A 24,787-nucleotide genomic window follows, 5' to 3' on the forward strand; every position below is an offset into this window, starting at 1 on the left:
GTTGCCTACGCCCGCCGCGCTATCACCGCCACTGAACTCGGCGAACGGGTTCCACAGCGGTACAACATCCGGTAGTGGGCGCCGACGAACACCACGGCCCCTCCCGAATCCGATCCGGGAGGGGCCGCGGCGTGTGCTGCGCCGGTGCGGAGCCGGCGTCTGGCGTCAGCCCACCGTCACCGGGATGGTCACGACGGTGCCGGCGTCGGTCGTCACGGTGAGGGTGTGCGCCCCGGCCGTCGCGTCGGCGGGGATCGTCACGGTGACCACGGCCCGGCCGTCGAGCGGGGCCGGGTGGGCGTCGGCGCCGAAGGTGTCGAGGTCCGGGCCGGTCTCGACCGGGAACTCGCCCAGGTCGGTGCCGTCGAAGGCGGCCGTCGCCGTGGTGGCCGCGGGCGTGCCCAGTGAGGTGAGGTCGAGGTCGGTGACGGTGAAGGTGACCTCCCGGCCCGCCGAGACGGTCTCCGGCAGGTCCTTGACCGCCACGGCGTGCCGGCCGAAGTCCGGCGCCAGACCGGCCTCGCGGTTCTCGGTGAGGTAGGCCTGCCACGCCTCGGAGTCCACGAGGCCGGTGTCGGCGATGTTGGCGCCCTCGGCGAAGGTGGCGAAGTTGTCGCCACCACCCGCGAGGAAGCTCGCGGTGGCCACCCGGTAGGTGCCGGCCGGGTCGATCGGCTCGCCATCGAGGGTGATCGAGGTGATGCGGTCGCCGGCGGGGCGGGTGGGATCGTAGGTCCACGTGAAGCCCTTGCTGGTGCCCAGCGCGAGGAAGGGGCGGCCGGCGCCGGCGGGCTGCCACTGCTCCTCGAGGACGTCCTTGACCTGCGCGCCGGTCAGCTCGAGGGTCATGAGCGTGTTGGCGAACGGCAGGACGCCGTTGGCCTCGGCCTTGGTGATGTTGCCGTCCTCGCCGGCGGGCTCGTTCATGAGCTCGGCGCGCACGCCGCCCGGGTTCATGAACCCGATGTCGGCGCCGCCGCGGTCGGCCACGGCGTCCACCATGAAGTCGGCGACAAGGTTGCCCAGCGTCGACTCCGACAGCCGGTCGTCCCGCTTGCCGTCGGAGAAGGCGGTGGTGATGTGGTCGGTGACGGTGCCGACCGGTTCCGAACCCACCACGTCGGCCTCGGCGAGGGTCTCGTCGACGATCCGCTTGACCTCACTGACGACCGGGTTGTTCAGATCGGCGCCGTCGGCGGAGGGCGGGACCGGCACGTTCTCCTTGGTGAAGCCGGTGACGCTCTTGCTCTCCGGGTCCACGGTCAGCGTGACGCGACCGATGTGGCTGCCGTACGAGCCGGACTGGATGATCGGGCGGGTGCCGTCGGCGGGCGCGGCGTCGTCGCCGAGCGAGCCACCCAGGGAACCGCCGAGCGAGCCGGTGGACCCGAGTGCCCGCGTCATCGAGCCGGTCGCCGTGCTCTCGCCGCCGGCCTTGGGGCCCTCCCACGCGTAGAGCTGGTGGGTGTGCGAGGTGAAGATCGCATCAACGTGGCCGCTGGTCTTGCCCACGATGTCCTCGAAGGTGGTGAGCTGGGCCCGTCCGGCCTCGATCGACTCGCTGGTGGGGGATCCGGCGTGGTACTCGGCCACCACGATGTCGGCCTCGCCGTTGGCGGGGTCGCCGTCGGAGAGCTGATCGGCCACGCGGTTGACGGACTCGACGGGGTCCGCGAACTCGACGCCCTGGATCTGGGCCGGGTTGACCAGCGACGGCGTCTCCTGCGTGACGGCGCCGACAACGCCCACGGTGAGGCCGCTGACCTCGACGAGCGTGTACTCCTGCATCTGCTCGCCATCGACCGTCACGTTGGCGCCGAGGTAGTCGAAGTCGGCCGCCGGGATGATCCGGTCCTGCAGGTCGGTGATGCCCTTGTCGAACTCGTGGTTGCCGAGCGCCGACGCGTCCAGGCCCATGGCGTTCAGGACGTCGAGGGTGGGCTGGTCGTCCTTGAACGCCGACGCGAACAGGGACGCGCCCACGTTGTCTCCCGCCGAGAGGAAGGCGGTCTTCTCGGTCCCGCCGTGCTCCGCGCGCAGCTTCTCGAGGGTGTCGGCAAACGCGACGGTCGACGGCCGCGAGGCGGAGATGCGCCCGTGGTAGTCGTTGACGTTGAGGAGCGTGACGTCGACGCCCGCGGGGGCGGTGGTCGGCGCGGCGGTGACGGGCGGAGCGGCCAGCGTACCGACGGCGAGCATGCCGCCGAGGGCCGCGGCCGTCGCGCGACGGGAGTACCGGAGGGTCTGCACTGTGAAGTTTCCGTTTCTCGTGTGAGAGGTGACTGTTGTCCGTCGTCACCCTGATGCCTCCCGGGCCCCGGGGACAGAGCTTTCCCGAGGAGTTCACCGACGCGTCGACCGCCGCGCACCGACGCCTCTCCTGCCGTTGGGGTGCGGCCGCGCACCGCCCCCGAATCCGGGTGGTCTCAGGTGGATCTCCCGCCGGCACACGGCGTTTCCCCCCCGGGGCGGCGGGGGTCGAAGCCTAGAGTCCACTAAGCCGTCGTTCATCACCGAGCGCCGACCGGAGGGGAGTGCGTATGAACGAGAGCGACACGGGGAGGTTCCCCGCGGTCTTCCTGGGGGCCCTGAGCGTGGCCGCGACCGTCGCGGTAGCGCTGCTCTTCCTGTGGCCGCGGGAGACCACCGAGTACTGGGGGCTGCTCGGGAACCTCATCGACGTGAACGTGTACCGCTGGGGCGGCGAGCACATCCGAGCAGGGCGGGAGTTGTACGTCGATCTCCTCCGGCCGCTCGGGGGGGTGGACCCGTGGCGCGCGCCGATGGCGTGGACCTACACTCCGTTCGCCGCCGCGCTGTTCGTCCCGCTGACCTGGCTCAGCGGTCCGATGATGGAGGCGCTGTGGACCCTGGCCACGCTGGCCTCCATGGTGCTGGTGGCGCGCATGATGTGGGTCTGGCTGGGCTACCGGCCCGGCCGCCGGCTCACGATCGCCGCGGTGGCCGTCGCCGCGCTGATGCTGTTCACCGAGCCGTTCCGCATGACCCTGTGGCTGGGTCAGATCAACGTGCTGCTCCTGCTCCTGCTGGTCTGGGACGCCACCCGACCGGCCGGCACCCGCCTCCGGGGCGTGGCCACCGGCATCGCCGCGGGGATCAAGCTCACGCCCGCGTTCCTGTGGTTCCACTACGTGATCACCCGCCAGTGGCGGTGCGTCGCGGTCTCCGTCGGGACCTTCGTCCTCACCGTGGCGGTCGGCGCCGCCATCGCCTGGAGCTCGTCGCTGCACTACTGGACCGGCGGGATGTTCGACGGCCAGCGCATCGGCCACGTGGACGCACCCAGCAACCAGTCCGTGTACGGCGTCCTGGCCTGGTACTTCTACCACGGCCCGGTGCCCACCTGGGCGTGGCTCGTCGGCGCCTCCGCCGCGGCACTCGTCGGGCTCGCGGCCGCGTGGTACCTCCATGAGCGCGGGATGCCGCAGCTGTCGTTCGTCGTCTCCGGCATGACCGGTGCCGTCGCGTCGCCCTTCTCCTGGGGCCACCACTGGGTGTGGTTCCTGCCTCTCATGGTGGTCCTGTTCGACCTGCTGCTGCGGCACGCCCGCACCGGGTGGGCGCGTGTCGCCTGGGTCCTGCCGGCGGTGCTGTACTTCTTCGTGGGGGCCTGGGCGCAGAACTTCCCCGACGCCACCCAGCCCGACGGTCGCTGGGTGGGGACCGGGTGGTTCATGACGTCGGCGGCGCTGGAGGGTCCCCTGGCGCCGCTGCTGCGGGAGCCCTACCTCGTCGTCTGGGCGCTGACCCTCGTCCTCGGTGTGCTCGCGGCGCGCCGCGGCCTCGGCGCCGCGCCGACGGCGGCCAGGCCCGATCGCGTCGCCGCCGGCTGACCGTACCCGTAAGACCGCTCACGCGCGGTGCGATCCACTGGTGAATACCCCGGTCGTCCGGCTGACCGGAGGAGTCCCGATGCGACGGCCGATGACGAATGCGACTGCGCTGTGCGCGGCCCTGGGGCTCGCAGCCCCAGGGTGAGGTGGGCTCGTGGGGTCGGGCATAGGGTCCTGCTGCCGAGGGGAGGCGGACTTCAGGATGAGCGTCGACGCGATCAGGACCGATGCCGGCCCGTGGTCGGATGTCAGTGAGACGGGGATCGGCGTACTCGACCTGTAGAGTTCCGACGCCGCGGCGCCGGGCCAGGGGTGCCGTCACACCCCGAAGGTCGCCCGCGGGTATCCCGCCTCTACATCCGTCACGACGTTGACCAGGTACGGCACCCCGCTCGCGAACGCCCGGTCCAGGGCCGGCCCGATCTGCGCGGGGTCGGTGACCATCTCGCCCGCCCCGCCGAGGGCGCGCACCACCTCGTCGTAGCGCGTCCGCGGCGCGAGGTCGGCGATCACGTCGTAGCCGTAGATCATCTGCATGGGCCCCTTCTCCAGGGCCCACGCCGAGTTGTTACCCATCACCATCACCACGGGCAGGTTGTGCCGCACGAGGGTGTCCACGTCGATCAGGGAGAAGCCGGCCGCGCCGTCGCCGAGCAGCAGCACCACCTGGCTCGACGGCCGGGCGATCCGCGCCGCGATCGCCGCGCCCAGCCCAGCGCCGAGGCAGCCGAAAGGCCCCGGGTCCAGCCAGTTCCCGGGCCGGGAGGGTTCGACGAACTTGCCGGCAAAGGAGACGAAGTCGCCGCCGTCGCCGATCACCACCGCGTCGTCGGCCAGCCGCGGCAGCAGCTCGCCGTAGATCCGTGCCGGGTGGATGGGGTCGGCCGCGGCGCCCAGAAGCTCGAGGTCCGCGGCGTGCGTGGCGTCGGCCTTCTCGCGCAGCGCGCCGGCCCACTCCGACCAGTCGGGCCTCGTGGACTGCCGCTGGACGGCGGCGGTGAGTTCGTCGAGGACCCGCGCGAGGTCGCCCGCCGTGGCCACGGCCGGGTTCGCGTGTCGGCTGAGCTGGCCGTCGGAGTCCTGGATGTGCACCACGGCGGCGGGCTCGGCGCCGTCCTTACCGCCGAAGCCCCCGTACCCGAGGCGGAAGTCGAGCGGAGTCCCCACCACCACGACGAGGTCGGCCCGGCTGAACGCCATCCCGCGCGCCTTGGTGACGAGCAGCGGATGCCCGGCCGGGACGATGCCGCGGCCCATCCCGTTGGGGATGGCCGGCAGCCCGAGCGCCTCCACGCAGCGCAGCGCGGCCTCGTCGGCGAAGTCGGCCCACACGTCCGAGCCCAGCACGAGCACCGGCCGCTCGGCTGAGGCGAGCATCCCGGCGATCCGCTCGATCGCGTCGGTGTCCGGCTCGCGGTCCGGCCCGGCCGCGCCGTCGTCGTCCGGACCGGGGCGCACGGAAGTGCTCTGGTCGAAGAAGTGGTCCATGTGCACGTCGAGGAACGCCGGCCCGCGGTGCGCGGTGCGCGCCGCCCGGAACGCGCGGTGCGTGGCGCCGGCGATGTCGTCCGGCCCGGTGGCGGTCTCGGCGGAGACGGTGATCGGCGCGAGCAGCGGCACGTGGTCGAACTCCTGTAGCGCGCCCGAACCCCAGCGGTTCGCGGGCGCGCGGCCGCCGAGCACGACCATGGGCGCGCCGGAGAAGTGCGCCTGCGTCACGGCGCTCACGCCGTTGGTCACGCCCGGGCCCGCGGTGAGCACGGCCAGCCCGGGGGAGCGGGTGAGCTTGCCGGTGGCCTCGGCGGCGAAGGCGGCGGTCTGCTCGTGCCGCACGTCGAGCAGGGCCACGCCGTGGTCCTCCTTGGCGGCCGCGTCGTACATGGGGAACACGTGCGCGCCGGAGAGGGTGAACATGGTCCGCACCCCGTGGGCGGCGGCGACCGCCGTGGCGTGCGAGCCGCCGTGGCCCTCCACGGGCGCGTGGCCGTCTCCCGGATGCGGATCGGATGGCGTGCTGCTGGTCACTCGACCTCCTGGCGTTCGGCCCGGCAGGGGCGTGGCCTCAGGGTAGGGGCATCGGCGCGGCGGGACCGCCGATTCCGTCGGACCTCTCGGGTAGCGTCCGCAGACGTGAGCACAGCAACCGGAACCGGCCCCGAGAACGCGCACCTCGTCGTCACCGGCGAGCCCGTCACCGTGACCGCCGACCGGGTGGCGCGGTTCGCCGAGGCCGTCGGCGCGCCGGCCGGCGAGGTCCCCGCGACTCTCGCCGCAGCCCTGACCGCCGACGTCCAGCGGGCCGTCATGGCGCACCCCGACCTGCGGATCGACCTGTCGCGCACCCTCCACACCGCGCAGTCCTCCGAGCACCACCGGCCGATCACCGTGGGGGACGTGCTCACCGCCACCGCCACGGTCACCGGGGTCCGCTCGGCGCGCGGCGGCCGCATGATCGGGTTCGACACGGTGTTGCGCGACGCCGCCGGCGAGCCCGTCCAGACACTCACCACCGGACTACTCACCGCCGAGGTCGACGGTGGGAACGGCGACGACGAGGTGACAGCATGAGCCGCACCGCCGCCGCGGGCGAGGCCCTTCCCGCCCGCTCTCTCCCGATCACCCGCGAGGACGTCCGGCGCTACGCCGAGGCCTCCGGGGACCACAACCCCATCCACCTCGAGGACACCGCCGCGCAGGCGCTCGGCCTGCCCGGTGTGGTCGCGCACGGCATGCTCACCTCCGCGCTCGCCATCGGCACGGTCGCCGACTGGGCCGGGGGAGCGGACCGCGTCCGCGCCACGTCGATCCGGTTCGCCGGGCCGGTCGTGGTCCCCGCCGACGCCCCGGCCGAGCTCGAGGTGCAGGGCACGGTCCGGAAGGTCGACGCCGACGCCGGCACCGCCGACGTGGCCCTGACCGTGACCTGCGCCGGCGCCAAGGTCTTCGGCAAGGTGATCGTCACCGTGGCGCTCGCCTGATTTCGGCCCGTCGCCGGGGGTGCCGTACACTGGCACGGCCGACCGCCCGCGGTCGCGCGCCGCGCTGCCCTCGGTCAACCGGGAGCGGAGGCCGACACTGTAGAGTCGAGACGTTCGTGCGGTGCGCAACAGCGGAACGGCACGGGTGGCCGGGAGACCGGCCGAAGGGGCGTAGCTCAATTGGCAGAGCAGCGGTCTCCAAAACCGCAGGTTGCAGGTTCAAGTCCTGTCGCCCCTGCCCTTCACACCGAAAAACGACCCGGAGGTACCGCGTGAGCCAGGATCGCGACGACGACGTCGACACCACCGGCGCGCGCCGTTCCGACCCGGCGAGTGCCGTGCCCACCGGCAAGGCCGGCCGCACCGACGCCGCCGTCGCCAGCCGGGTCCGCACGGACGCTGACCAGCCCGAGGACACCGGGACCAGGCGGGCCAACCCGATCCAGTACCTGAAGCAGGTGGTCGAGGAGCTGCGCAAGGTCATCTGGCCGACGCGCAACCAGATGGTCACCTACACCATCGTGGTGTTCCTCTTCCTCATCTTTATGACGGCGCTGGTGTTCGGCGTCGACCTCGGAGCGGGCGAGCTCGTCGCACTCGTCTTTGACAACTGACGCCCGCCGCTCGGGTCCGGAGCGAGACACGGACCACCGAACGACATTCGAGAGGACCACGATTCCCGTGAGCGAGACCGAGCAGACCCCCGAGGCCGCGGAGCAGGCCGAGATGGACGTCGACGCCGTGCTCGGCGACACCTCCGCGGACCCCGCCGACGCGCCCGTGGCCCCCACCGCGGAGGCCGCCGAGGAGGCCTCGGCCCTCGCCGACGACTCCTCCGAGGACGCCGCGGCTGACGACACGCCGGCTGACGAGGCCCCCGGTGCCTCCGGCGACGAGGCCGGCGCCGACGCGGCCGCGGCCGATGCCGCCGAGGCCGAGGCGGCGCCGCAGATCGACCCGATCGTGGCGTTCAAGCGTCAGCTCCGCAAGCTGCCCGGCGACTGGTTTGTGATCCACTCGTACGCGGGCTACGAGAACAAGGTCAAGGCCAACCTCGAGACCCGCGCCGTGACCCTCGGCGCCGAGGACAAGATCTTCCAGGTCGAGGTCCCGACCGAGGAGTACACCGAGGTCAAGAACGGTCAGAAGAAGACCGCCAACCGCAAGGTGCTCCCCGGCTACGTCCTCGTCCGCATGGACCTCGACGACGAGTCGTGGGGCGTCGTCCGCAACACCCCCGGCGTCACCGGGTTCGTCAGCGCCACCGGCGGCGCCGCCGGCACCCCCACCCCGCTCTCGCTGAGCGACGTGGCCAAGTTCCTCGCGCCCAAGCCGGAGAAGAAGCCCGCCGCTGCGGCCGCGGCCGAGGGTGACGCCGGCCTGGTCCCGCAGGTCGTCGAGGTGGACTTCGAGGTCGGCGAGTCCGTCACCGTCATGGATGGTCCCTTCGCCACGCTGCCCGCCAGCATCTCCGAGGTCGACCCGGCCGCGCAGAAGCTCAAGGTCCTCGTGTCGATCTTCGGCCGCGAGACGCCCGTCGAGCTGGGCTTCAACCAGGTCGAGAAGATCAACTGACCCACCGCGTCGTCGACAAGGGCCCGCCCCCCGCCAGCCGGGAGGTGCGGGCCCTTCCCGATTAGGGTTCCGACGCGCCCCGCGCGTAGACTCTCCGAGGTTGCGCCTGTGCCCCTGCACGCCCGCTCGCGGGCCGAGGTGCCCGGCGCACACGACAGTCGGCCCACCGCGGGTACAGCGCGGAGCCGAACACCAGTCGAAGAATCAGGAAGAAGATGCCTCCCAAGAAGAAGAAGGTCGCAGGGCTCATCAAGCTCCAGATCCAGGCCGGTGCCGCCAACCCGGCCCCGCCGGTCGGCCCGGCTCTGGGTGCCCATGGTGTCAACATCATGGAGTTCTGCAAGGCCTACAACGCCGCCACCGAGAACCAGCGCGGGAACGTCGTGCCGGTCGAGATCACGGTCTACGAGGACCGGTCGTTCGACTTCAAGCTCAAGACGCCGCCCGCCGCCAAGCTCCTCCTCAAGGCCGCAGGCCTGCAGAAGGGCTCCGGCACCCCGCACTCCGCCAAGGTCGGCAAGGTCTCCATGGACCAGGTCAAGGAGATCGCCCAGACCAAGTTGGAGGACCTCAACGCCAACGACATCGACGCCGCCGCGAAGATCGTCGCCGGTACCGCCCGCTCCATGGGCATCACCGTCGAGGGCTGATCCTCTCCGGGCGGGATCCCCGCCCGCCCCGGCGGGGCGCACCCGCCACCTTTCGAACCACCTGTGGAAGGGCGGCTCAGGCCCGCACCACACCCGACCGCCGCGCCCGATGCGGCAGGAATGGACATCTCATGAGCAAGAACAGCAAGGCCTTCAAGGCCGCCGCTGAGAAGGTCGACCGCACCAAGCTGTACTCGCCTCTGGAGGCCATGGCCCTGGCCAAGGACACCTCCTCGACGAAGATGGATGCCACCGTCGAGGTCGCCATGCGACTTGGCGTCGACTCCCGCAAGGCGGACCAGATGGTCCGCGGCACCGTGAATCTTCCGCACGGTACCGGTAAGACCGCCCGCGTCATCGTCTTTGCGGCCGGCGAGAAGGCCACCGAGGCCGAGGCCGCCGGCGCCGACGCCGTGGGCTCCGAGGACCTCATCGAGAAGATCCAGGGCGGCTGGCTGGACTTCGACGCCGCGATCGCCACCCCGGACCAGATGGCCAAGGTCGGCCGCGTCGCCCGCGTGCTCGGTCCGCGTGGCCTCATGCCCAACCCCAAGACGGGCACCGTCACCATGGACGTGACCAAGGCCGTGGCCGACATCAAGGGTGGCAAGGTCACCTTCCGCACCGACAAGGCCAACAACCTGCACTTCATCGTGGGTAAGGCGTCCTTCACCGCCGAGCAGCTCACGGAGAACTACGGCGCCGCGATGGACGAGGTCATGCGCCTCAAGCCGTCCTCTGCCAAGGGCAAGTACCTCAAGAAGATCACCGTCTCCACCACGACCGGCCCCGGCATCCCGGTCGACACCTCGGCGATCTCCAAGCTCCTCGAGGGTGGCGCCGCCGACTCGGAGTGAGCTGACCACGCGGTGGGCTGACCACGCGGTGGGCTGACCGCGCGGTGGGCTGACGCTCGCCCCGCGCTCGGATCGGGCCCCGTGTCCCTCGTGCAGAGGGCGCGGGGCCCGTCTGCATGTCGGGCCTTGCTACCCGTCCGTTCTCGCGCGCGCTTCGTGCGGCCGCGCGTGTAGCTACGCGCGCGTGAGCACCCTGCGCGCGCGGATAGGGCCCGGCTGATGTTCCAGCAGGCGCAGGCCCTCGCGCAGGATGCGCCGCAGGCGCCCGGGGGCAAGGATGTCTGACCAGATCCACCGCACGACCTGGATCCCCAGGGCGCGGATCTCGTCCTCGCGCACCTTCTCGCGCCACGCGACCTCACCCGGGTCCTCGCCCTCGGCTGCGCGACCGGTGTACTTCGTCTTTCCGTCGAACTCGCCGACCAGTCGACCGTCCCAGTCGAAGTCGGTGCGGGCGACGAACACCCCGTCCGGACGGAAGAACGTCGTCTGCAACTCGGGCGGTTCGAACTCCGGGAAACGCGCGATCACGCAGCGGGAGAGCGATTCCCCGGGGTTCGCGGACCGGCCGTCGGCAAAGTCGGCGACCCTACGGAGACTGAGCGCGCCGTGTCGGCCTCGATGCCGTTCCGCCTCGTCGCGGAGTTCGTCGAGGGTGAGCATGCCCACGCGTAACGCATGATCCGCCGCGCAGACCCCGGTGTCGAACCCGTTGGTCCGGGCAAGGTCGGCGATCGTCCGGGCGACACCGGTCACCGGCATCCCGTCGATCGTCGTGGCTCCCGGGTCGGCGATCGGCGCGGGATGGATGACCACGTTCGGTGTGCGTCGACCTCCTGACCTGCGCGGGACGGTCAGGTGCGCGGGGCGGACACCCACCTTGGCGTCGTGGAGAAGCGGGAGCCGATGAAGGGCGGCGGCGGTCCGGTGACTCACGATCGCGCCGTCGGGCCCTTCCGCCAGCGCCACCGTGGCCGCACGGACGTGCGCCGCCCGTCTACCCGACTCGCTGCCGGGGACGTGATACCAGCCGCGGTGGGTTCGGACCAGGCGTCCCTCCGCCACGGCGGTCGAGAGCTGCCGGGCCGAGATCCCGACGCGGTGGGCGTCCGCGGCGGAGAAGGATGCCCCTGGTGTGAAGGGGAACTCTGTGGTCATGACGACGAGGTTGTCAGGCCCGGTGGGGCGTGCAGGCTCCGAAGCGGTGCCGACGGACAGCTCCTGTGGAGACGCCCGAGGGCTGTGGACAACGGGGTGGGAGTCCGCTCCGAGCACCGGCACCGCAGGCCCCGGCGCGCGCACCACGCGGACGCGCGTGGTCCTACGCGCGCGGATGCACGAACGGCGCGCGGGGCAGGGCAGGGTAGGGGTGGGCGGATGCACGAACGGCGCGCGGGGCAGGGGAACGGGGGCGTGGAGGTCGGCCGGAACCGCACGCGCGGCGTGGAGGCGTTACGCTCCGGAGGATGACCAGTTCGGAGCCCGCGACGCTGCTGATGTGGGCCCTCGAGCGGCTGGGGATCGAGGGCGTGCGCCTCTACCACCGCCTGGACCTCACCGTCTCGCGCGAGGCGCTCACCGAGCCCGGGGCCGTGATGTACGTGTCCAACCACGGCTTCGGTGGGATCGTCGACCTCAATGTGCTGGCCGCGCTGGCGGCGCTCGACGACATGGGGCGGCTGCCGTGGACCACCGTCCTCACCCATCAGATCGCCTGGACCCTGGGCGTGGGCCGGCTGCTCGAGGTGATCGGCGCGCGGCCCGCCACCCGCGAGAGCGCTGACGAGGCGCGCGACGCCGGGCGCGACGTCCTGGTCATGCCGGGCGGCGACGCCGAGTGCTTCAGGCCCTGGTCCGAGCGCAACCGCGTCGTCTTTGACGACCGCTCCGGATTCGCCGACTGGGCGATCGAACGCGACGTGCCGGTCGTGCCGATCGTCTCGTCCGGGGCGGGGGAGTCCCTGCTGGTCCTGCCCGGTGGCCGCCGCCTCGCGCGGATCACCGGCGCCAACCGGTTCCTGCGCGTCAGGGCGCTGCCCGTCACCGTCTCGATCCCCTGGGGGCTCAACGTGGGGCTCGTCGGCTTCCTGCCCTACCTGCCGTTGCCCACCAAGATGCGCACGACCGTGCTCGACCCGATGCGCCCGCGGGAGGGCGAGGACGCGGTCGCCTTCGCGTGGCGGATCCGGACCGCCATGCAGGAGGCGCTCGACCGCGACACGCGGCACCGTCTGCCCGTCCTGGGCTGGCGACTCCCCGCGATCAGATCCCGACCCGCACCGTCAGCCCTCGACGCTTGATCCACGCCGAGAACTCGGTGACGTCGCCGGCGTCCTCGCCGTCGATCTGGAACGGCGCGGGCTTCTCGAGCACCGTGGCCCGCATCGTGTTGCCCTGGAGGAAATCCACCGGACGGGTCACGTGCCGCTCGCGCCCGAGCGCGTCGACACGCTTGCGGATGGCCGGCAGGCGGTGGAGGAACGTGTGCTCGGCGAGTACGTATACCGCCTGCGTCCAACCGAGGACGCCCTTCGCGCGCAGGGCGAGGACGTCGAGCAGCCCGTCGTCGATCACCGCGTCGGGCAGCAGCACCATGCCGGCCTGCAGCATCCCGCAGTTGGCGACGAGCAGGGTGCGCGCCTTGGTGTAGGTGGTCTCGCCCTCGTCGAGGGAGTACTCCACCTTGATCCGGTGACCGCGCAGGAGCGTGTTGGCGAACGAGCCGACGTAGGCGAGCCAACCGACCCGGGCCTTGAGGTCGTCGTCGGTGCCCGCGATCATGTCGGCGTCCATGCCGGCACCGAGCATCACGAGGAAGACGTCCTCGTGGGTCGCACCCTCGCCGTCGGTGTAGCGGACCTCGCCGAGGTCGACCGATCGGCTCCGGCCGCCCATCGCCACCCGCAGGGCGCCGTCGACGTCGTCCAACGGGATGTCGAGGTTCCGGGCCAGCAGGTTGCCGGTGCCGAGCGGCACCACGCCCATCGGGATGGTGGTGCCGAGCAGCCCCTGGGCGACCGAGCGGACGGTGCCGTCGCCGCCGCACGCGATCACCAGGCCGGCGCCGGCCTCCGCGGCGGCCCGGGCCTGGCCGACGCCAGGGTCCTCCTCGGTGGTTTCGACGAAGACGGGGTCGGTCCAGCCGTGCTGCTCGGCGCGGACGACCGCCCGCCGCTTGAGCTCGTCGACCCCCGACTTGATCGGGTTGTAGATCAGGACGACGCGGGAGGAGGCTGTGGACACGACGACCACAGTGTCAGAAAGCGCCGCGGCCCGCCATTCGGTGGACGACCGGCGCGATTTGGTCTCGCCCGCGCCCGGCCGATATCCTGATCGGGAAGTTTGACGCACGTGGGGCCCGCCTCGAGTGGACCCCGTCCGTGCACCTGATCAAGTTTCACCGAAGACCGCAGGTCGCCGCCCCCGCCGGGGGCGGTCGAAGGGTCCGGGAGCGCCCGGACGGCCCGCGCAGGAGAACACCGGTCAGCGTCGGAAGTGTCGCGGGTCCCAGGGGCCCGAGTCCGCCTCCTCCACGCCCCGTGCCTGCGCGCGGGGCGTTCGTGTTCTCTCCGGGCGAGACGAACCAGAAAGGAGGCGAAACATGGCAAAGCCCGCCAAGGTCCAGGCCGTTGCGGAGATCAAGGAGCAGTTCGAGAACTCCACCACCGCCGTGGTCACCGAGTACCGCGGCCTCTCCGTGCCCGAGGTCACCGAACTGCGTAAGGCGCTGGGCGACGCGGCCACCTATACCGTGGCCAAGAACACCCTGGTCAAGCGCGCGGCGCAGGAAGCCGGGGTCGAGGGTCTCGACGACCTCCTCACCGGCCCCACCGCCATCGCGTTCGTCACCGGCGAGGTCGTGGACGCTGCCAAGGCGCTCAAGACCTTCGCCAAGGACAACAAGGCGCTCGTCATCAAGGGCGGTGTCATGGACGGTCAGCCGCTGTCCACCACCGACCTCGAGAAGATCGCCGATCTCGAGTCCCGCGAGGTCCTGCTCGCGAAGCTGGCCGGTGCCCTCAAGGGCAACCAGACCAAGGCCGCCGGCCTGTTCAACGCGCCCGCCTCGCAGCTGGCGCGCCTGTTCGGCGCCCTCCAGGACAAGAAGAACTGACACACCCCACACGCTTCCGGGCCGCTGAGGCGGCGCCGGGACCAACAGAAAGGACGCCACCATGGCGAAGCTCAGCAACGACGAGCTCCTCGAGGCCTTCAAGGAGATGACCCTTCTCGAGCTCTCCGAGTTCGTGAAGCTGTTCGAGGAGACCTTCGAGGTCACCGCCGCCGCTCCGGTCGCCGTCGCGGCCGCCGGTGCCCCGGCTGCCGGCGGCGACGCCGGCGGTGCTGCCGAGCAGGACGAGTTCGACGTCGTGCTCGAGTCGGCCGGCGACAAGAAGATCGGCGTGATCAAGGTCGTGCGCGAGATCGTCTCGGGCCTGGGCCTCAAGGAGGCCAAGGACCTCGTCGAGTCCGCCCCCAAGCCGATCCTCGAGAAGGCCGACAAGGAGGCCGCCGAGGCTGCCAAGGCCAAGCTCGAGGAGGCCGGCGCCACCGTCTCGCTCAAGTGAGCTGACGGGCACAACTGCCCACAGGGGCGGTCCCGCGAATCCCGCGGGATCGCCCCTGTGGCGTGTGACGGGTGTTACGGTGCTACCCCGAGCCGCACGGGATGAGGATCCGTTGTCGGAGAAGTCCGTCGTGGCCGTAACGAATTGCCGGGACCCGTCGGTACATTAGGGTGACCGTGGCCACATCCTGTGGTCGAAGTGAGGAGTGGTGTCGTGGGTGTCGAGGTATCCGTCGAGGGTCTGACCAAGTCGTTCGGGTCCCAGAAGATCTGGGAGGACGTGACCTTCACGCTCCCGGAGGGCGAGGTCAGCGCGCTCCTGGGCCCGTCCGGTACCGGTAAGTCGGTCTTCCTCAAGTCGCTCATCGGCCTGCTGCGGCCCGAGCAGGGCAAGATCATCATCGACGGCACGGACATCCTCCAGTGCACCGCCAAGGAGCTCTACGAGATCCGCAAGCTGTTCGGCGTCCTCTTCCAGGACGGCGCGCTGTTCGGCTCCATGGACCTGTTCGACAACGTGGCGTTCCCGCTGCGCGAGCACACCAAGAAGTCCGAGTCCGAAATCCGGGACATCGTCATGGAGAAGCTCGAGCTCACCGGCCTCACCGGCGCCGAGGGGAAGCTGCCCGGCGAGATCTCCGGCGGTATGCGCAAGCGCGCCGGCCTCGCCCGCGCTCTCGTGCTGGACCCCGAGATCATCCTCGTGGACGAGCCGGACTCCGGCCTCGACCCCGTGCGCACCACCTACCTCGCGCAGCTCCTCATCGACATCAACGCGCAGATCGACGCCACGATCCTCATCGTGACGCACAACATCAACCTCGCCCGCACCGTGCCGGACAACCTCGGCATGCTCTACCGCAAGAAGCTCGTCATGTTCGGCCCCCGCGAGGTCCTCCTCACGAGCGAGGAGCCGGCCGTACGCCAGTTCCTCCGCGGCTCCAAGCTCGGGCCGATCGGTATGTCCGAGGAAAAGGACGACGCGCAGATGCGCCAGGAGATGAAGCACGCCGAGCAGGGCCACAACGACGGCTCGCCCGGCGACGACGAGCTCAAGGGCGTCCCGCCGCAGATGCAACCGACCCCCGGCAGCCCCGAGCGCAAGGGGGAGATCCGCCGCGAGAAGCGCGTGGCCGAGATGATGGACGACCTGCCTGTGGAGGCCCAGAAGGCGATCCGCGAGGAGTGGGCGTCGCGCGGCCACGGCAACGGCGGCTCCACCGTCCCGGCGGCGGCTACCGCGACCGCCGGCGCCACGACGTCCGGCGACGCCGCCTCCACGGCCGGCGTCGACGACCACTACGGATCCGACGAGAACTGACGGACCGGACGGGTCGGGGGACAGACGATGGCAGAGGGCGAGGCCCCACAGGCGCAGTCGACACCGGGAGTGTCGGCTGCGTCGGTCGGAGGTGCCGTCAGCGGCGCCTTCGGGGAGGCCGGCAAGATCTTCCGGCTCTTCCTCGATGTGATGCGCGGTCTGTTCAAGCGCCCCTTCCAGTTCCGCGAGTTCATCGAGCAGTCCTGGTTCATCGCCTCGGTGACGATTCTGCCCTCGGCGCTGGTGGCGATCCCCTTCGGCGCCGTCGTGGCCATGCAGACGGGCTCGCTCGTCCAGCAGCTCGGCGCGGAGGCCTACACCGGTGCGACCGGAGTCCTCGCCGTCGTCCAGCAGGGTGCCCCGCTCGTCACCTCGCTCCTCATCGCCGGCGCCGCGGGCTCGGCGGTGGCGGCCGACCTCGGCGCCCGCACCATCCGTGAGGAGCTCGACGCCATGCGGGTCCTGGGCATCGACCCGGTCCAGCGGCTCGTCGTGCCCCGGGTGCTCGGCATGATGCTCGTCGCCGTCCTGCTCAACGGGCTGGTGTCGATCGTCGGTATCTCCGGCGGCTACGTCTTCAACATCCTCCTCCAGGGCGGCACCCCGGGCGCCTACCTCATGTCGTTCGGCGCGCTCGCCCAGCTGCCGGACTTCATCATGTCCTCCATCAAGGCGCTGGTCTTCGGCCTCATCGCCGGGGTCGTGGCCGCCCATTGCGGGATGAACCCCAAGGGCGGACCCAAGGGCGTCGGCGACGCCGTCAACCTCGGTGTGGTCCTCACCTTCCTCCTGCTCTTCTTCGCCAACCTCATCCTCACGGCGATGTACCTGCAGATCGTCCCGCCGAAGGGGTCGTGATGGCGATCTTCACCGACGTGGGGCCCCGGCGGGCCAGGCTCCGCGCCGCCGTCCGCAAGCCGGTCGCGGCCTTCGACGACCTGGGCGACCAGCTCGCCTTCCACCTCAGCGCGATCCGCTGGATCCCGCAGACCTTCCTCCACTTCCGGCACGAGGTGCTGCGGCTCATCGCCGAGGTGACCTTCGGTGTCGGCGTCCTCGCCGTCCTCGGCGGCACCATCGGCGTCATCGTCATGATGAGCGGGTTCACCGGCGTCGTCGTGGGACTCCAGGGCTACGCGGCCCTCGACCAGATCGGCAGCTCGGTCCTCACCGGCTTCCTCTCCGCCTACGTCAACACCCGCGAGGTCGCGCCGGTCGTGGCTTCGCTGGCCCTGTCGGCGACCGTCGGGTGCGGCTTCACCGCCCAGCTCGGCGCCATGCGCATCTCCGAGGAGATCGACGCCCTCGAGGTCATGGCGATCCCCAGCGTGCCCTACCTCGTCACCACTCGGATGCTCGCGGGCTTCATCGCCGTCATCCCGCTCTACGTGGTGGGCCTGCTCTCCTCCTACCTGGCCACACGGTCCGTCAACACAATGTTCCAGGGGCAGTCCACAGGGTCGTTCGACCACTACTTCCACCTGTTCCTGCCACCGGAAGACGTCATCTACTCGTTCATCAAGGTGATGATCTTCGCCTTTGTCCTGGTGATGATCCACTGCTACTACGGCTTCACGGCCACCGGCGGGCCCGCCGGCGTGGGCGTGGCGGTGGGTCGCGCGGTCCGCACGACCATCGTCGTGGTGGCGATCCTCAACTTCTTTGTGGGCCTCGCGCTGTGGGGCACCACCACGACCGTGCGGGTGGCGGGATGAGCGAGCTCTCGAACACCGCCAAGCGGCTCCTCGCCGTGCTGTTCCTCGTCATCGCGCTGGCGTTCGTCTCCACCTCCATCGCGATCTACAATCGAGCGTTCAGCTCCTCGGACAGCGTCACGCTGATGGCCGACGAGATGGCCTACGCCCTGCCCAACGACGCCGACGTCAAGGCGCGCGGCGTCCTCGTGGGCCGGGTGGCCAGCGTGGAGCCCGCCGGCGACAAGGTGCAGGTGAACCTCGAGTTCGACCCCGCCTTCGCGGAGCGACTCCCCGCCAACATCTCCGGCCGGCTCCTGCCCAAGACGCTCTTCGGCGAGCGCTACGTGGACCTCGGCTTCCCCGACGACCCGCAGGGCACCCTCGAGCCCGGCACCACGATCTACCAGGACACCCGCGGCAACGCCGTCGAGCTCGGCCGCGTGCTCGACGGGCTCCTGCCCGTCCTCGAGGCCGTGCCGCCGGAGAAGCTCGCCGGCACGCTGGGCGCCCTCAACCAGGCGCTGTCGGGCAAGGGCGACGAGCTCGGCGCGAGTCTCGTGGAGATCGGCCGGGTCTTCGACGGCATCTCCGAGGAGATGCCCGCCCTCGAGTCCGGGCTGCGGGACCTGTCCACCTTCTCGCAGACCTACTCCGAGGCGCTGCCCGACCTCATCCACGCGCTCGACGCCCTGCGCACCACCGGCAACACCGTCGTGGAACGCCGGACCGACATCGCCGACGGCCTGCGCCGGGTGAGCGAGTCCTCCGAGGTCCTCACCGGCTTCCTCGCCACCAACCGCGACGACCTCATCGCGCTGGCCGCGGACTCGCGCCAATCCCTGGAATACCTCGCCGAGTACTCGCCGTCGCTGCCGTGCACCGTCGAGCAGTTCATGACCGCCCTCGACCGGTCGGACGACATCCTCGGCGTGGGCACCGCCAACCCCGGCATCCGGGTGACCATCGAGGTGATCAACCCCAAGGGTCGGTACCTGCCCAACCAGGACGAGCCCCGCTTCTTCGACGCCCGCGGCGCGCGCTGCTACGAACCCGCGCAGCCGCCGTACTACTTCGGCAACGCCCCCGGCGGCGCGATCGCGGACGGCGCGTACCAGCCGCCCACGCGCAACCCGGGCCCGCAGTTCATGCCGACCCTGCCCAACCCGCTCCTCGAGGACGGCCCCGTGCCCGGCCTGCGTACCCGCGGGTCCGTCCCGCCCGCGCCGGGTCGCGCGGTGCCGGAGCGCGCCAACGACCCGTTCCCCTCCACCGTCACCGCCGGTCGCCCGGCCGGCGAGCTCGCCATGGCCTACGCGGGGTCCCCGCTCGAGGCCGACACCGTGCGCACCGTGTACGGCGTGGCCACCGATCGTGACGCCGACGAGATCCCGGCCTGGGTCGGCGGGCTCGGCGCTCCCGCGCTCCGCGGTACGGAGGTGAGTTTCCGATGAACACCAAGCTCAGGGCCCTCTTCCGCGGTGGGCTCCTCGGCTCCTTCGTCAAACTCGTCGTCTTTGTGATCGTCACCGTGGTCCTCAGCTCGATCCTCGCCACGACGATCCGCGGTGGGACCCGGGAGGACGGCACCGAGTACTCGGCGATCTTCTCCGACGTCACCATGCTCGAGGAGGGCGACGATGTCCGCATCGCCGGCGTCGTGGTGGGCCACGTGACCGGCTTCGAGATCCACGAGCGCGACCAGGCCAAGGTGTACTTCACGATGTCCGGGGACCGCACCCTGCCGGCCAACGTTCACGCCTCGCTGCGGTTCCGCAACATGATCGGCCAGCGCTACATGAACCTCGCGCTCGAGCCGGGCCCCGTCCAGGCGGCCATGCCGGAGGGCACCACGATCGGCATCGAGAACACCTCGCCGGCGGTCGACCTCACCGCGCTGTTCAACGGCTTCCGCCCCCTGTTCACCACGCTCCAGCCGGACGACGTCAACGCGCTGTCCGAGTCGCTCGTCCGCGTCCTGCAGGGTGAGGGAGGGACCGTCACCAACCTCGTCCGTCAGACCGGCCAGCTCACCAACCACCTCGCCGACCGGGACCGCGTCATCGGCGAGGTGATCGACAACCTCACCCGGGTGCTGCAGACCATCAACGAGCGGGACGTGCAGTTCCAGCAACTCGTCGTGACCACCCGCATGCTCATGGAGGGCCTGGCCGCCGAGCGCGACGCGGTGGGCGGCTCGCTCGACTCCCTCGCCGACCTCACCTCGTCGGCCGAGAACGTCGTGACGGCCACCCGCCCGCAGGTCACCGAGTCGCTCGACCACCTCAAGGTGGTGTCCGACGCGCTCGTGGACAACCGTGACCGGGCGTCCGAGGTGCTCACCAACTTGCCGGTCAAGACCGACAACCTCATCCGGATGGGCTCGTTCGGCTCCTGGTTCCAGTTCTACCTGTGCGGCGCCGACGTGGTGAAGGGCGAAGGCACGAACGTGCCCAACCTCCTCCCGAACGGCGGCGGCACGATCAACCACGTGGTGTACACGAACGCCGCGCCGCGATGCCACGCAGGGGGGATCCCGTGAGCAAGCGTAAGCCCGGCGAGACCAGGTTCTCCAACGCGACCGTCGGCATCGCCGGCGTCGTGGTGATCCTCGCGCTCACCGCCAGCTCCTTTCTGCTGGACTCCCTGCCCTTCGTGGGTGCGGGCCCCAAGTACACCGCCTACTTCTCCGAGGCGGCCGGGCTCCAGGACGGCAACGAGGTCCGCGTGGCCGGCGTCAAGGTGGGCGTGGTGACCGACGTCGACCTCGACGGCGACCGCGTCGAGGTGGGCTTCCGCGCCAAGGACGCCTGGCTGGGCGACGACACCCGCGCGAGCATCCAGATCAAGACCGTCCTGGGCCAGAAGTACCTGGCGCTCGAGCCCGCGGGCACGGAGGAGCTGGACACCTCCGATCCCATCCCTCTCGAGCGGACCGTCGCCCCCTACGACGTGGTGACCGCCTTCTCCTCGGCCGCCGAGACCCTCGAGGCGATCGACGACCGGAAGCTGGCCGAGAGCCTGGACACCCTCACCGACGCGATGCAGGCCTCGCCCGACGAGTTCCGGGGCGCGGTCGACGGCGTCGCGCGCCTGTCCCAGACCCTGTCCAGCCGCGACGCCGAGCTGCGCGAGCTCCTCGAGGCCACGCGGACCAGCTCGCGGATCCTCGCCGAGCGCAACGACGACTTCCGGCGCCTCATCGTGGGCACCGGGCAGCTCCTCGGCGAGCTCAACTCCCGGTCCGAGGCGCTCGAGCTGGTCCTGGCCTCCACCCGTGGCCTGTCCGTGGAACTGCGCCGCTTCGTCGCCGACAACGAGGCGGAGTTCGGGCCGACGCTCGAGAGCCTGGACAGTGCGCTGGAGGTCCTCACCGACCACGAGGCCGAGCTGCGCAGGTCGATCCACAACCTGGCGCCGTTCTACCGGCTCTACGCCAACATGCTCGGCTCCGGCAGGTGGTTCGACTCCGTCGTCACCAACCTCGTCCCGCCCGGCGCCCCCGAACCGCCGTTCCATCCCGGTGCCCGTCCGCCCCTCCGACTGAGCGGGGTGAACTGATGTCCCTGGCCCGCAAGAAGCTGCCGTACTGGCTCGTCGCGCTGCTGCTCGTCGTGGTGGTGGCGGTTGTCGCCGTCACCTACCTCGCCGTGACGCGGCTGGGGCGCACCACGATCACCGCCACGTTCCCCTCTGCTGTCGGTGTGTCCGAGGGAACCGATGTGCGGATCCTCGGCGTGACCGTGGGCTCGGTGGACGAGGTGACGCCGCAGGGCGACACCGTCGAGGTGAAACTCCACGTGCGCCGCGGGGTCGACGTGCCCGCCGACGCCAAGGCCGTCCAGGTGACCCCGTCGGTCGTCCCGGACCGCAACATCCAGCTCGTTCCCGCCTACTCGGGCGGGCCGAGGATGGAGTCCGGCGCGCACATCCCGCTCGAGCGCACCGCGACCCCGGTCGAGGTGGACAAGCTCTACGCGTCGGTCAAGGACCTCACGGAGGCGCTCGGGCCCCGGGGCGCGAACGCGGACGGCGCCGTCGACCGGTTCGTCTCCGCCTCCGCCGAGCAACTCGGTGACAACGGGGCGGCGCTCGGCCGCTCGATCGACGAGCTCTCGCGAGCGGCCACGACCCTCGCCGACTCTAGCCAGGACATCAGCGAGACCGTGATCAACCTGCAGTCCTTCGTCACCATGCTCGCGCGCAACGACGCCCAGGTGCGCGAATTCAACACGCAGATGGCGACGTTCAACAGCACGGTGGCCGGCCAGCGGGAGGACCTGCAGGCGGGGCTGCGCGAGCTGAGCTTTGCCCTCGCCGAGGTGGCCCGGCTCGTCCGCGACAACCAGGACGTCATCCGGCGCAACGCCGACCGGCTCACCACGATCAGCCAGATCACGGTGGACCAGCGGGACAACGTCGAGGAGATCCTCAAGGTGGCCCCGCTGGTCCTGTCCAACCTCATCAACGCCTACGACCCCGAGTCAGGGACGCTGAGTATGCGCGCCAACATTCCCGAGTTGCAGAATCCGGCCGGGACCCTGTGCCAGATGATGAAGCTCAGCCGCCTCAACCCGGGCTCGGAGTTGTTCCGCGAGCTCGACGACATGCGTCGGGCCGACATCCGGGCGTGCGAGGAACTGGCCCCCGAGCGCAACAGCGAGATTCGGACCGAGAACCCGAACCTGCCCCTCGGCATCCTCGCCGCAGAGCTCAAGCAGTCGATCCCCGTACCCGGCACTGTCGAGGGCAACCGCGGTTGGCCCATGACGCCCACCTCCGAGAAGGGGACGCGATGAGCAGGATGCCCCGGCCCCTCCACCGGGCCGCGCGTGCGGGCGGCGCCACAGTCCTGGTGGCCGCGCTCGCGGCCGGCTGCTCGATGAACCTCGAGGACTACACGCTGCCCGGCGGCGCCGACGTGGGCGAGGACCCGATGAACGTCGCGGTGCAGTTCGACGACGTCCTGGACCTGGTGGTCCAGTCCTCGGTCAAGGTCAACGGCCTCGACGCCGGCCGCGTCACCGGGGTGTCGCTAGCCGACGACGGCTGGACGGCGCAGGTGGACCTCGTGCTGCGGGACGACCTGAACCTGCCCGCCAACGTCGAGGCATCGATCCAACAGACCAACCTCCTCGGCGAAAAGTTCGTCCAGCTCACCCCGCCCGAGGGCGAGGCTCCGACAGGTCGCCTGCAGGACGGGGCCGTCATCACCACCTCCCACACCCGGACGGCCACGGACATCGAGCAGGTTCTCGGCGCTCTCTCCCTGCTACTCAACGGCGGCGGCGTGGACCAGCTGCAACCGATCGTCCATGAGCTGCGCGAACTCACCGACGGCCGGGAGGGGGAGCTCACACAGACGCTGCGGTCGGCGGACGAGCTCATCGCCGGCCTCAACCGGCAGCGCGACAGCATCTCCGCCGCCCTCGAGGGCGTGAACCTGATGACGGCGCGCGCCAACGACCAGCGGCAGCAGATCCAGGCGGCGCTTGACCAGCTGCCCGCCGGGATCGCGGTCCTCGAGGAGCAGCGCCCGCAGCTCGTCGAGATGCTCCGCCGGGTCGACGCGCTGGGCCAGGTGGGCTCGGACATCCTCCTCACCAGCCGGGAGGACCTCATCGCCGACCTGCGTGCCCTGCGCCCGGTGCTGCAGCGGCTCGCGGAGAAGGCGCCCGACCTCATCGACCTCGTGGGTTTCGTCCCCACCTTCCCGTTCCCGGACGCCTCCATCCAGTCGACCGTCGGCAACGCGGCCAACGTGTTCCTCTCCGTGGACATCACCATCTCCGAGACGCTCCGCAACCTCGGCGCCAACCAGGGCGACCCGATCGCGGTCTACCCGGTGGACACCGCCGGGCCGTACGTCGTGGACCCGGACAACCCCTGGGTGGACGGCAACGGCCCGGACCGGCGCACGACCATCGTCCTGCCGCTGCTGCCGATCCCGCCGATCATGGACCGCGCCGTCACCCCGAAGTCGGCGCCGGGCACCGCGGACTTCTCCGAGAAGTACCTGCCAGAGCCGGGGGAGCCGGGATACCGATGAGTCGACTACTGCGCATCCAGCTCATCGCCTTCTGCGTGATCGCCGCGCTGGGGATCGTCTACGTGGGCGGCAAATACGTCCGCCTGCCGTCGCTGGTCGGCATCGGGCAGTACCAGGTGTACCTGGACCTGCCCGACACCGGCGGCGTGTTCACCAACGCCGCCGTCAACTACCGCGGCACGCCCGTCGGCCGGGTCGGCGAGCTCGACCTCACCGACGGCGGCGTCCGCGTGACGCTCGACCTCGACTCGAGCGCCCCGGACATCCCCGCGGACACCGTCGCGGTGGTGGCCAACCGGTCGGCGATCGGCGAACAGTACGTGGACCTGCGGCCCCGGAGCCTCAGCGAGCCTCATCTGCAGGACGGCGACGTGATCAGCGGCGGCCGCGAGGCCCTGCCCGTGCGGGTCGAGGACCTGCTCAAGTCCGTCGACGAACTCGCCCGATCGGTGCCGCTGGACGACCTCGAGGTGACGGTCGACGAGCTGGGCAAGGCGATCGAGGGGCGCGGCCCGCAGCTGCGCCGGCTCTCCGACGCGCTCACCCGGATCTCCGACGAGGGGATCAGGACGATGCCGCAGCTGCAGGCCCTCATCCGGGACGGCGCCACGGTGCTCGACACCCAGGCAGACCAGTCGCAGGAGATCATCGACTTCTCATCCGACCTGCGGGTCGTCACCGAGGCCCTCAGGGACTCCGACTCGGACCTCGAGCGGCTCATCGAGACCGGCCCCGAGTTCGCCGACGAGACGCGATACCTGGTGGAGAACTCCGGCGAGCCACTCACGCGGACGATCAGCAACCTGTCCACCACCATGAAGACGGTCGACCCGATCGCCCCGTCGTTCAAGTTCCTCTTCCAGCTGCTCCCCGCGTTGTCCGCGGGCGGGCTCTCCGTGGCGCCGGGCGACGGCACCATCCACTTCGGCCTCGTGCTCGAGAAGGACAACCCGGTGACCTGCACGCAGGGCTACGAGGGCACCAAGGAGATCATCGACCAGATCAAGGCGCAAGATCCCGGCTTCGACCCGCTGGAACAGAACTTCCCGCCGAACTACGACGCGCGCTGCACCGTGCCGTTCGGCAGCCCCGCGGCCGTGCGCGGTGCCGACCGCGTCGAGTACGGGCACCCGGACGTCCCGCAGCCGTGGGACACCAAGCCCAAGGTGGACCCGGACCGGCTCAATCTGGCCACGGCGGCCGAGCAGCTCGCTGTCCTGCAGGGGCTGATCCCACGGTGAC

General features: G+C 70.8%; 23 protein-coding genes and 1 tRNA gene. 20 read left to right on the forward strand and 4 right to left on the reverse strand.

All coding sequences use genetic code 11. The features are described 5' to 3' along the window. Nucleotides 1–165 precede the first annotated feature (165 nt). Entirely contained in the window at nucleotides 166–2,250 is a 2,085-nt protein-coding gene (locus tag ACH0BZ_RS01200) for a bifunctional metallophosphatase/5'-nucleotidase (RefSeq protein ID WP_406896032.1), read from the reverse strand. Between the two features lie 290 nt (nucleotides 2,251–2,540). Here ACH0BZ_RS01200 and ACH0BZ_RS01205 point away from each other — a divergent pair, with 290 nt between their 5' ends. Then, nucleotides 2,541–3,854, forward strand: coding sequence for a glycosyltransferase 87 family protein (locus tag ACH0BZ_RS01205; RefSeq protein ID WP_406896033.1), 1,314 nt, complete (start codon nucleotides 2,541–2,543; stop codon nucleotides 3,852–3,854). Nucleotides 3,855–4,172: 318 nt separating this feature from the next. On the opposite strand, the gene ACH0BZ_RS01210 is transcribed toward ACH0BZ_RS01205, so the two are convergent. Next, a complete protein-coding gene (locus ACH0BZ_RS01210; protein WP_406896034.1) occupies nucleotides 4,173–5,879 on the reverse strand; it encodes an acetolactate synthase in 1,707 nt (568 codons plus the stop codon). Nucleotides 5,880–5,984: 105 nt separating this feature from the next. On the opposite strand from ACH0BZ_RS01210, the gene hadA reads away from it, so the two are divergent. From hadA to rplA, 7 genes are all read left to right on the forward strand, one after another. Beyond that, nucleotides 5,985–6,422, forward strand: a complete 438-nt coding sequence (hadA, locus tag ACH0BZ_RS01215) for a (3R)-hydroxyacyl-ACP dehydratase subunit HadA (RefSeq protein WP_406896035.1) — start codon at nucleotides 5,985–5,987, stop codon at nucleotides 6,420–6,422. Beyond that, nucleotides 6,419–6,832, forward strand: a complete 414-nt coding sequence (locus ACH0BZ_RS01220) for a MaoC/PaaZ C-terminal domain-containing protein (RefSeq protein ID WP_406896037.1) — start codon at nucleotides 6,419–6,421, stop codon at nucleotides 6,830–6,832. Before hadA ends, ACH0BZ_RS01220 begins: the two co-directional genes overlap by 4 nt. Before the next feature lie 165 nt (nucleotides 6,833–6,997). Continuing rightward, nucleotides 6,998–7,070 (forward strand) — tRNA-Trp (locus tag ACH0BZ_RS01225). A gap of 34 nt (nucleotides 7,071–7,104) precedes the next feature. Then, on the forward strand, nucleotides 7,105–7,446 hold the full coding sequence (secE, locus tag ACH0BZ_RS01230) for a preprotein translocase subunit SecE (RefSeq protein ID WP_406896038.1): 342 nt from the start codon (nucleotides 7,105–7,107) through the stop codon (nucleotides 7,444–7,446). 112 nt (nucleotides 7,447–7,558) lie between these two features. Next, nucleotides 7,559–8,407 (forward strand): transcription termination/antitermination protein NusG, encoded by an 849-nt coding sequence (nusG, locus tag ACH0BZ_RS01235; RefSeq protein WP_406896329.1) that lies wholly within the window; start codon nucleotides 7,559–7,561, stop codon nucleotides 8,405–8,407. Nucleotides 8,408–8,622: 215 nt separating this feature from the next. Further along, the gene (gene rplK / locus ACH0BZ_RS01240; RefSeq protein WP_406896039.1) at nucleotides 8,623–9,057 is read left to right on the forward strand and encodes a 50S ribosomal protein L11; all 435 of its coding nucleotides are present in this window, start codon (nucleotides 8,623–8,625) and stop codon (nucleotides 9,055–9,057) included. Between the two features lie 131 nt (nucleotides 9,058–9,188). Then, a complete protein-coding gene (rplA, locus tag ACH0BZ_RS01245) occupies nucleotides 9,189–9,914 on the forward strand; it encodes a 50S ribosomal protein L1 (protein WP_406896040.1) in 726 nt (241 codons plus the stop codon). A gap of 174 nt (nucleotides 9,915–10,088) precedes the next feature. Here the strand turns inward: rplA and ACH0BZ_RS01250 are convergent, their stop codons facing one another. After that, complete coding sequence (locus ACH0BZ_RS01250) at nucleotides 10,089–11,072, reverse strand: type IV toxin-antitoxin system AbiEi family antitoxin domain-containing protein (RefSeq protein ID WP_406896041.1); 984 nt, start codon at nucleotides 11,070–11,072, stop codon at nucleotides 10,089–10,091. Between the two features lie 308 nt (nucleotides 11,073–11,380). On the opposite strand from ACH0BZ_RS01250, the gene ACH0BZ_RS01255 reads away from it, so the two are divergent. After that, on the forward strand, nucleotides 11,381–12,214 hold the full coding sequence (locus ACH0BZ_RS01255) for a 1-acyl-sn-glycerol-3-phosphate acyltransferase (RefSeq protein ID WP_406896042.1): 834 nt from the start codon (nucleotides 11,381–11,383) through the stop codon (nucleotides 12,212–12,214). Here the strand turns inward: ACH0BZ_RS01255 and ACH0BZ_RS01260 are convergent. Continuing rightward, nucleotides 12,177–13,157, reverse strand: coding sequence for a diacylglycerol/lipid kinase family protein (locus tag ACH0BZ_RS01260; RefSeq protein ID WP_406896043.1), 981 nt, complete (start codon nucleotides 13,155–13,157; stop codon nucleotides 12,177–12,179). The genes ACH0BZ_RS01255 and ACH0BZ_RS01260 overlap by 38 nt on opposite strands. Before the next feature lie 358 nt (nucleotides 13,158–13,515). Between ACH0BZ_RS01260 and rplJ the strand changes: the two genes are divergently transcribed. The 11 genes from rplJ (at nucleotide 13,516) to ACH0BZ_RS01315 (ending at nucleotide 24,786) form a co-directional block, all read left to right on the forward strand. Beyond that, the gene (rplJ, locus tag ACH0BZ_RS01265; RefSeq protein ID WP_406896044.1) at nucleotides 13,516–14,028 is read left to right on the forward strand and encodes a 50S ribosomal protein L10; all 513 of its coding nucleotides are present in this window, start codon (nucleotides 13,516–13,518) and stop codon (nucleotides 14,026–14,028) included. Nucleotides 14,029–14,089: 61 nt separating this feature from the next. After that, the gene (gene rplL / locus ACH0BZ_RS01270) at nucleotides 14,090–14,482 is read left to right on the forward strand and encodes a 50S ribosomal protein L7/L12 (RefSeq protein WP_406896046.1); all 393 of its coding nucleotides are present in this window, start codon (nucleotides 14,090–14,092) and stop codon (nucleotides 14,480–14,482) included. 213 nt (nucleotides 14,483–14,695) lie between these two features. Then, entirely contained in the window at nucleotides 14,696–15,802 is a 1,107-nt protein-coding gene (locus tag ACH0BZ_RS01275) for an ABC transporter ATP-binding protein (protein WP_406896047.1), read from the forward strand. Nucleotides 15,803–15,829: 27 nt separating this feature from the next. Next, entirely contained in the window at nucleotides 15,830–16,660 is an 831-nt protein-coding gene (locus ACH0BZ_RS01280; protein WP_406896048.1) for an MlaE family ABC transporter permease, read from the forward strand. Next, entirely contained in the window at nucleotides 16,660–17,517 is an 858-nt protein-coding gene (locus ACH0BZ_RS01285) for an MlaE family ABC transporter permease (RefSeq protein WP_406896049.1), read from the forward strand. Before ACH0BZ_RS01280 ends, ACH0BZ_RS01285 begins: the two co-directional genes overlap by 1 nt. Continuing rightward, nucleotides 17,514–18,950, forward strand: a complete 1,437-nt coding sequence (locus ACH0BZ_RS01290; protein ID WP_406896050.1) for an MCE family protein — start codon at nucleotides 17,514–17,516, stop codon at nucleotides 18,948–18,950. Before ACH0BZ_RS01285 ends, ACH0BZ_RS01290 begins: the two co-directional genes overlap by 4 nt. Next, nucleotides 18,947–20,038 (forward strand): MCE family protein, encoded by a 1,092-nt coding sequence (locus tag ACH0BZ_RS01295; protein WP_406896051.1) that lies wholly within the window; start codon nucleotides 18,947–18,949, stop codon nucleotides 20,036–20,038. Before ACH0BZ_RS01290 ends, ACH0BZ_RS01295 begins: the two co-directional genes overlap by 4 nt. Then, nucleotides 20,035–21,057 carry an MCE family protein gene (locus tag ACH0BZ_RS01300; RefSeq protein WP_406896052.1) on the forward strand — a complete coding sequence of 341 codons (1,023 nt, stop codon included), beginning with the start codon at nucleotides 20,035–20,037 and terminating at the stop codon, nucleotides 21,055–21,057. Before ACH0BZ_RS01295 ends, ACH0BZ_RS01300 begins: the two co-directional genes overlap by 4 nt. Next, nucleotides 21,057–22,295 carry an MCE family protein gene (locus ACH0BZ_RS01305; RefSeq protein ID WP_406896053.1) on the forward strand — a complete coding sequence of 413 codons (1,239 nt, stop codon included), beginning with the start codon at nucleotides 21,057–21,059 and terminating at the stop codon, nucleotides 22,293–22,295. The genes ACH0BZ_RS01300 and ACH0BZ_RS01305 overlap by 1 nt, the downstream gene beginning before the upstream one ends. Continuing rightward, nucleotides 22,292–23,545 (forward strand): MCE family protein, encoded by a 1,254-nt coding sequence (locus ACH0BZ_RS01310; RefSeq protein ID WP_406896054.1) that lies wholly within the window; start codon nucleotides 22,292–22,294, stop codon nucleotides 23,543–23,545. Before ACH0BZ_RS01305 ends, ACH0BZ_RS01310 begins: the two co-directional genes overlap by 4 nt. Further along, nucleotides 23,542–24,786 (forward strand): MCE family protein, encoded by a 1,245-nt coding sequence (locus ACH0BZ_RS01315; protein WP_406896056.1) that lies wholly within the window; start codon nucleotides 23,542–23,544, stop codon nucleotides 24,784–24,786. The genes ACH0BZ_RS01310 and ACH0BZ_RS01315 overlap by 4 nt, the downstream gene beginning before the upstream one ends. Nucleotide 24,787 lies beyond the last annotated feature (1 nt).

The organism is Dietzia sp. 179-F 9C3 NHS (genome assembly GCF_045369825.1).
GTDB lineage: Bacteria > Actinomycetota > Actinomycetes > Mycobacteriales > Mycobacteriaceae > Dietzia.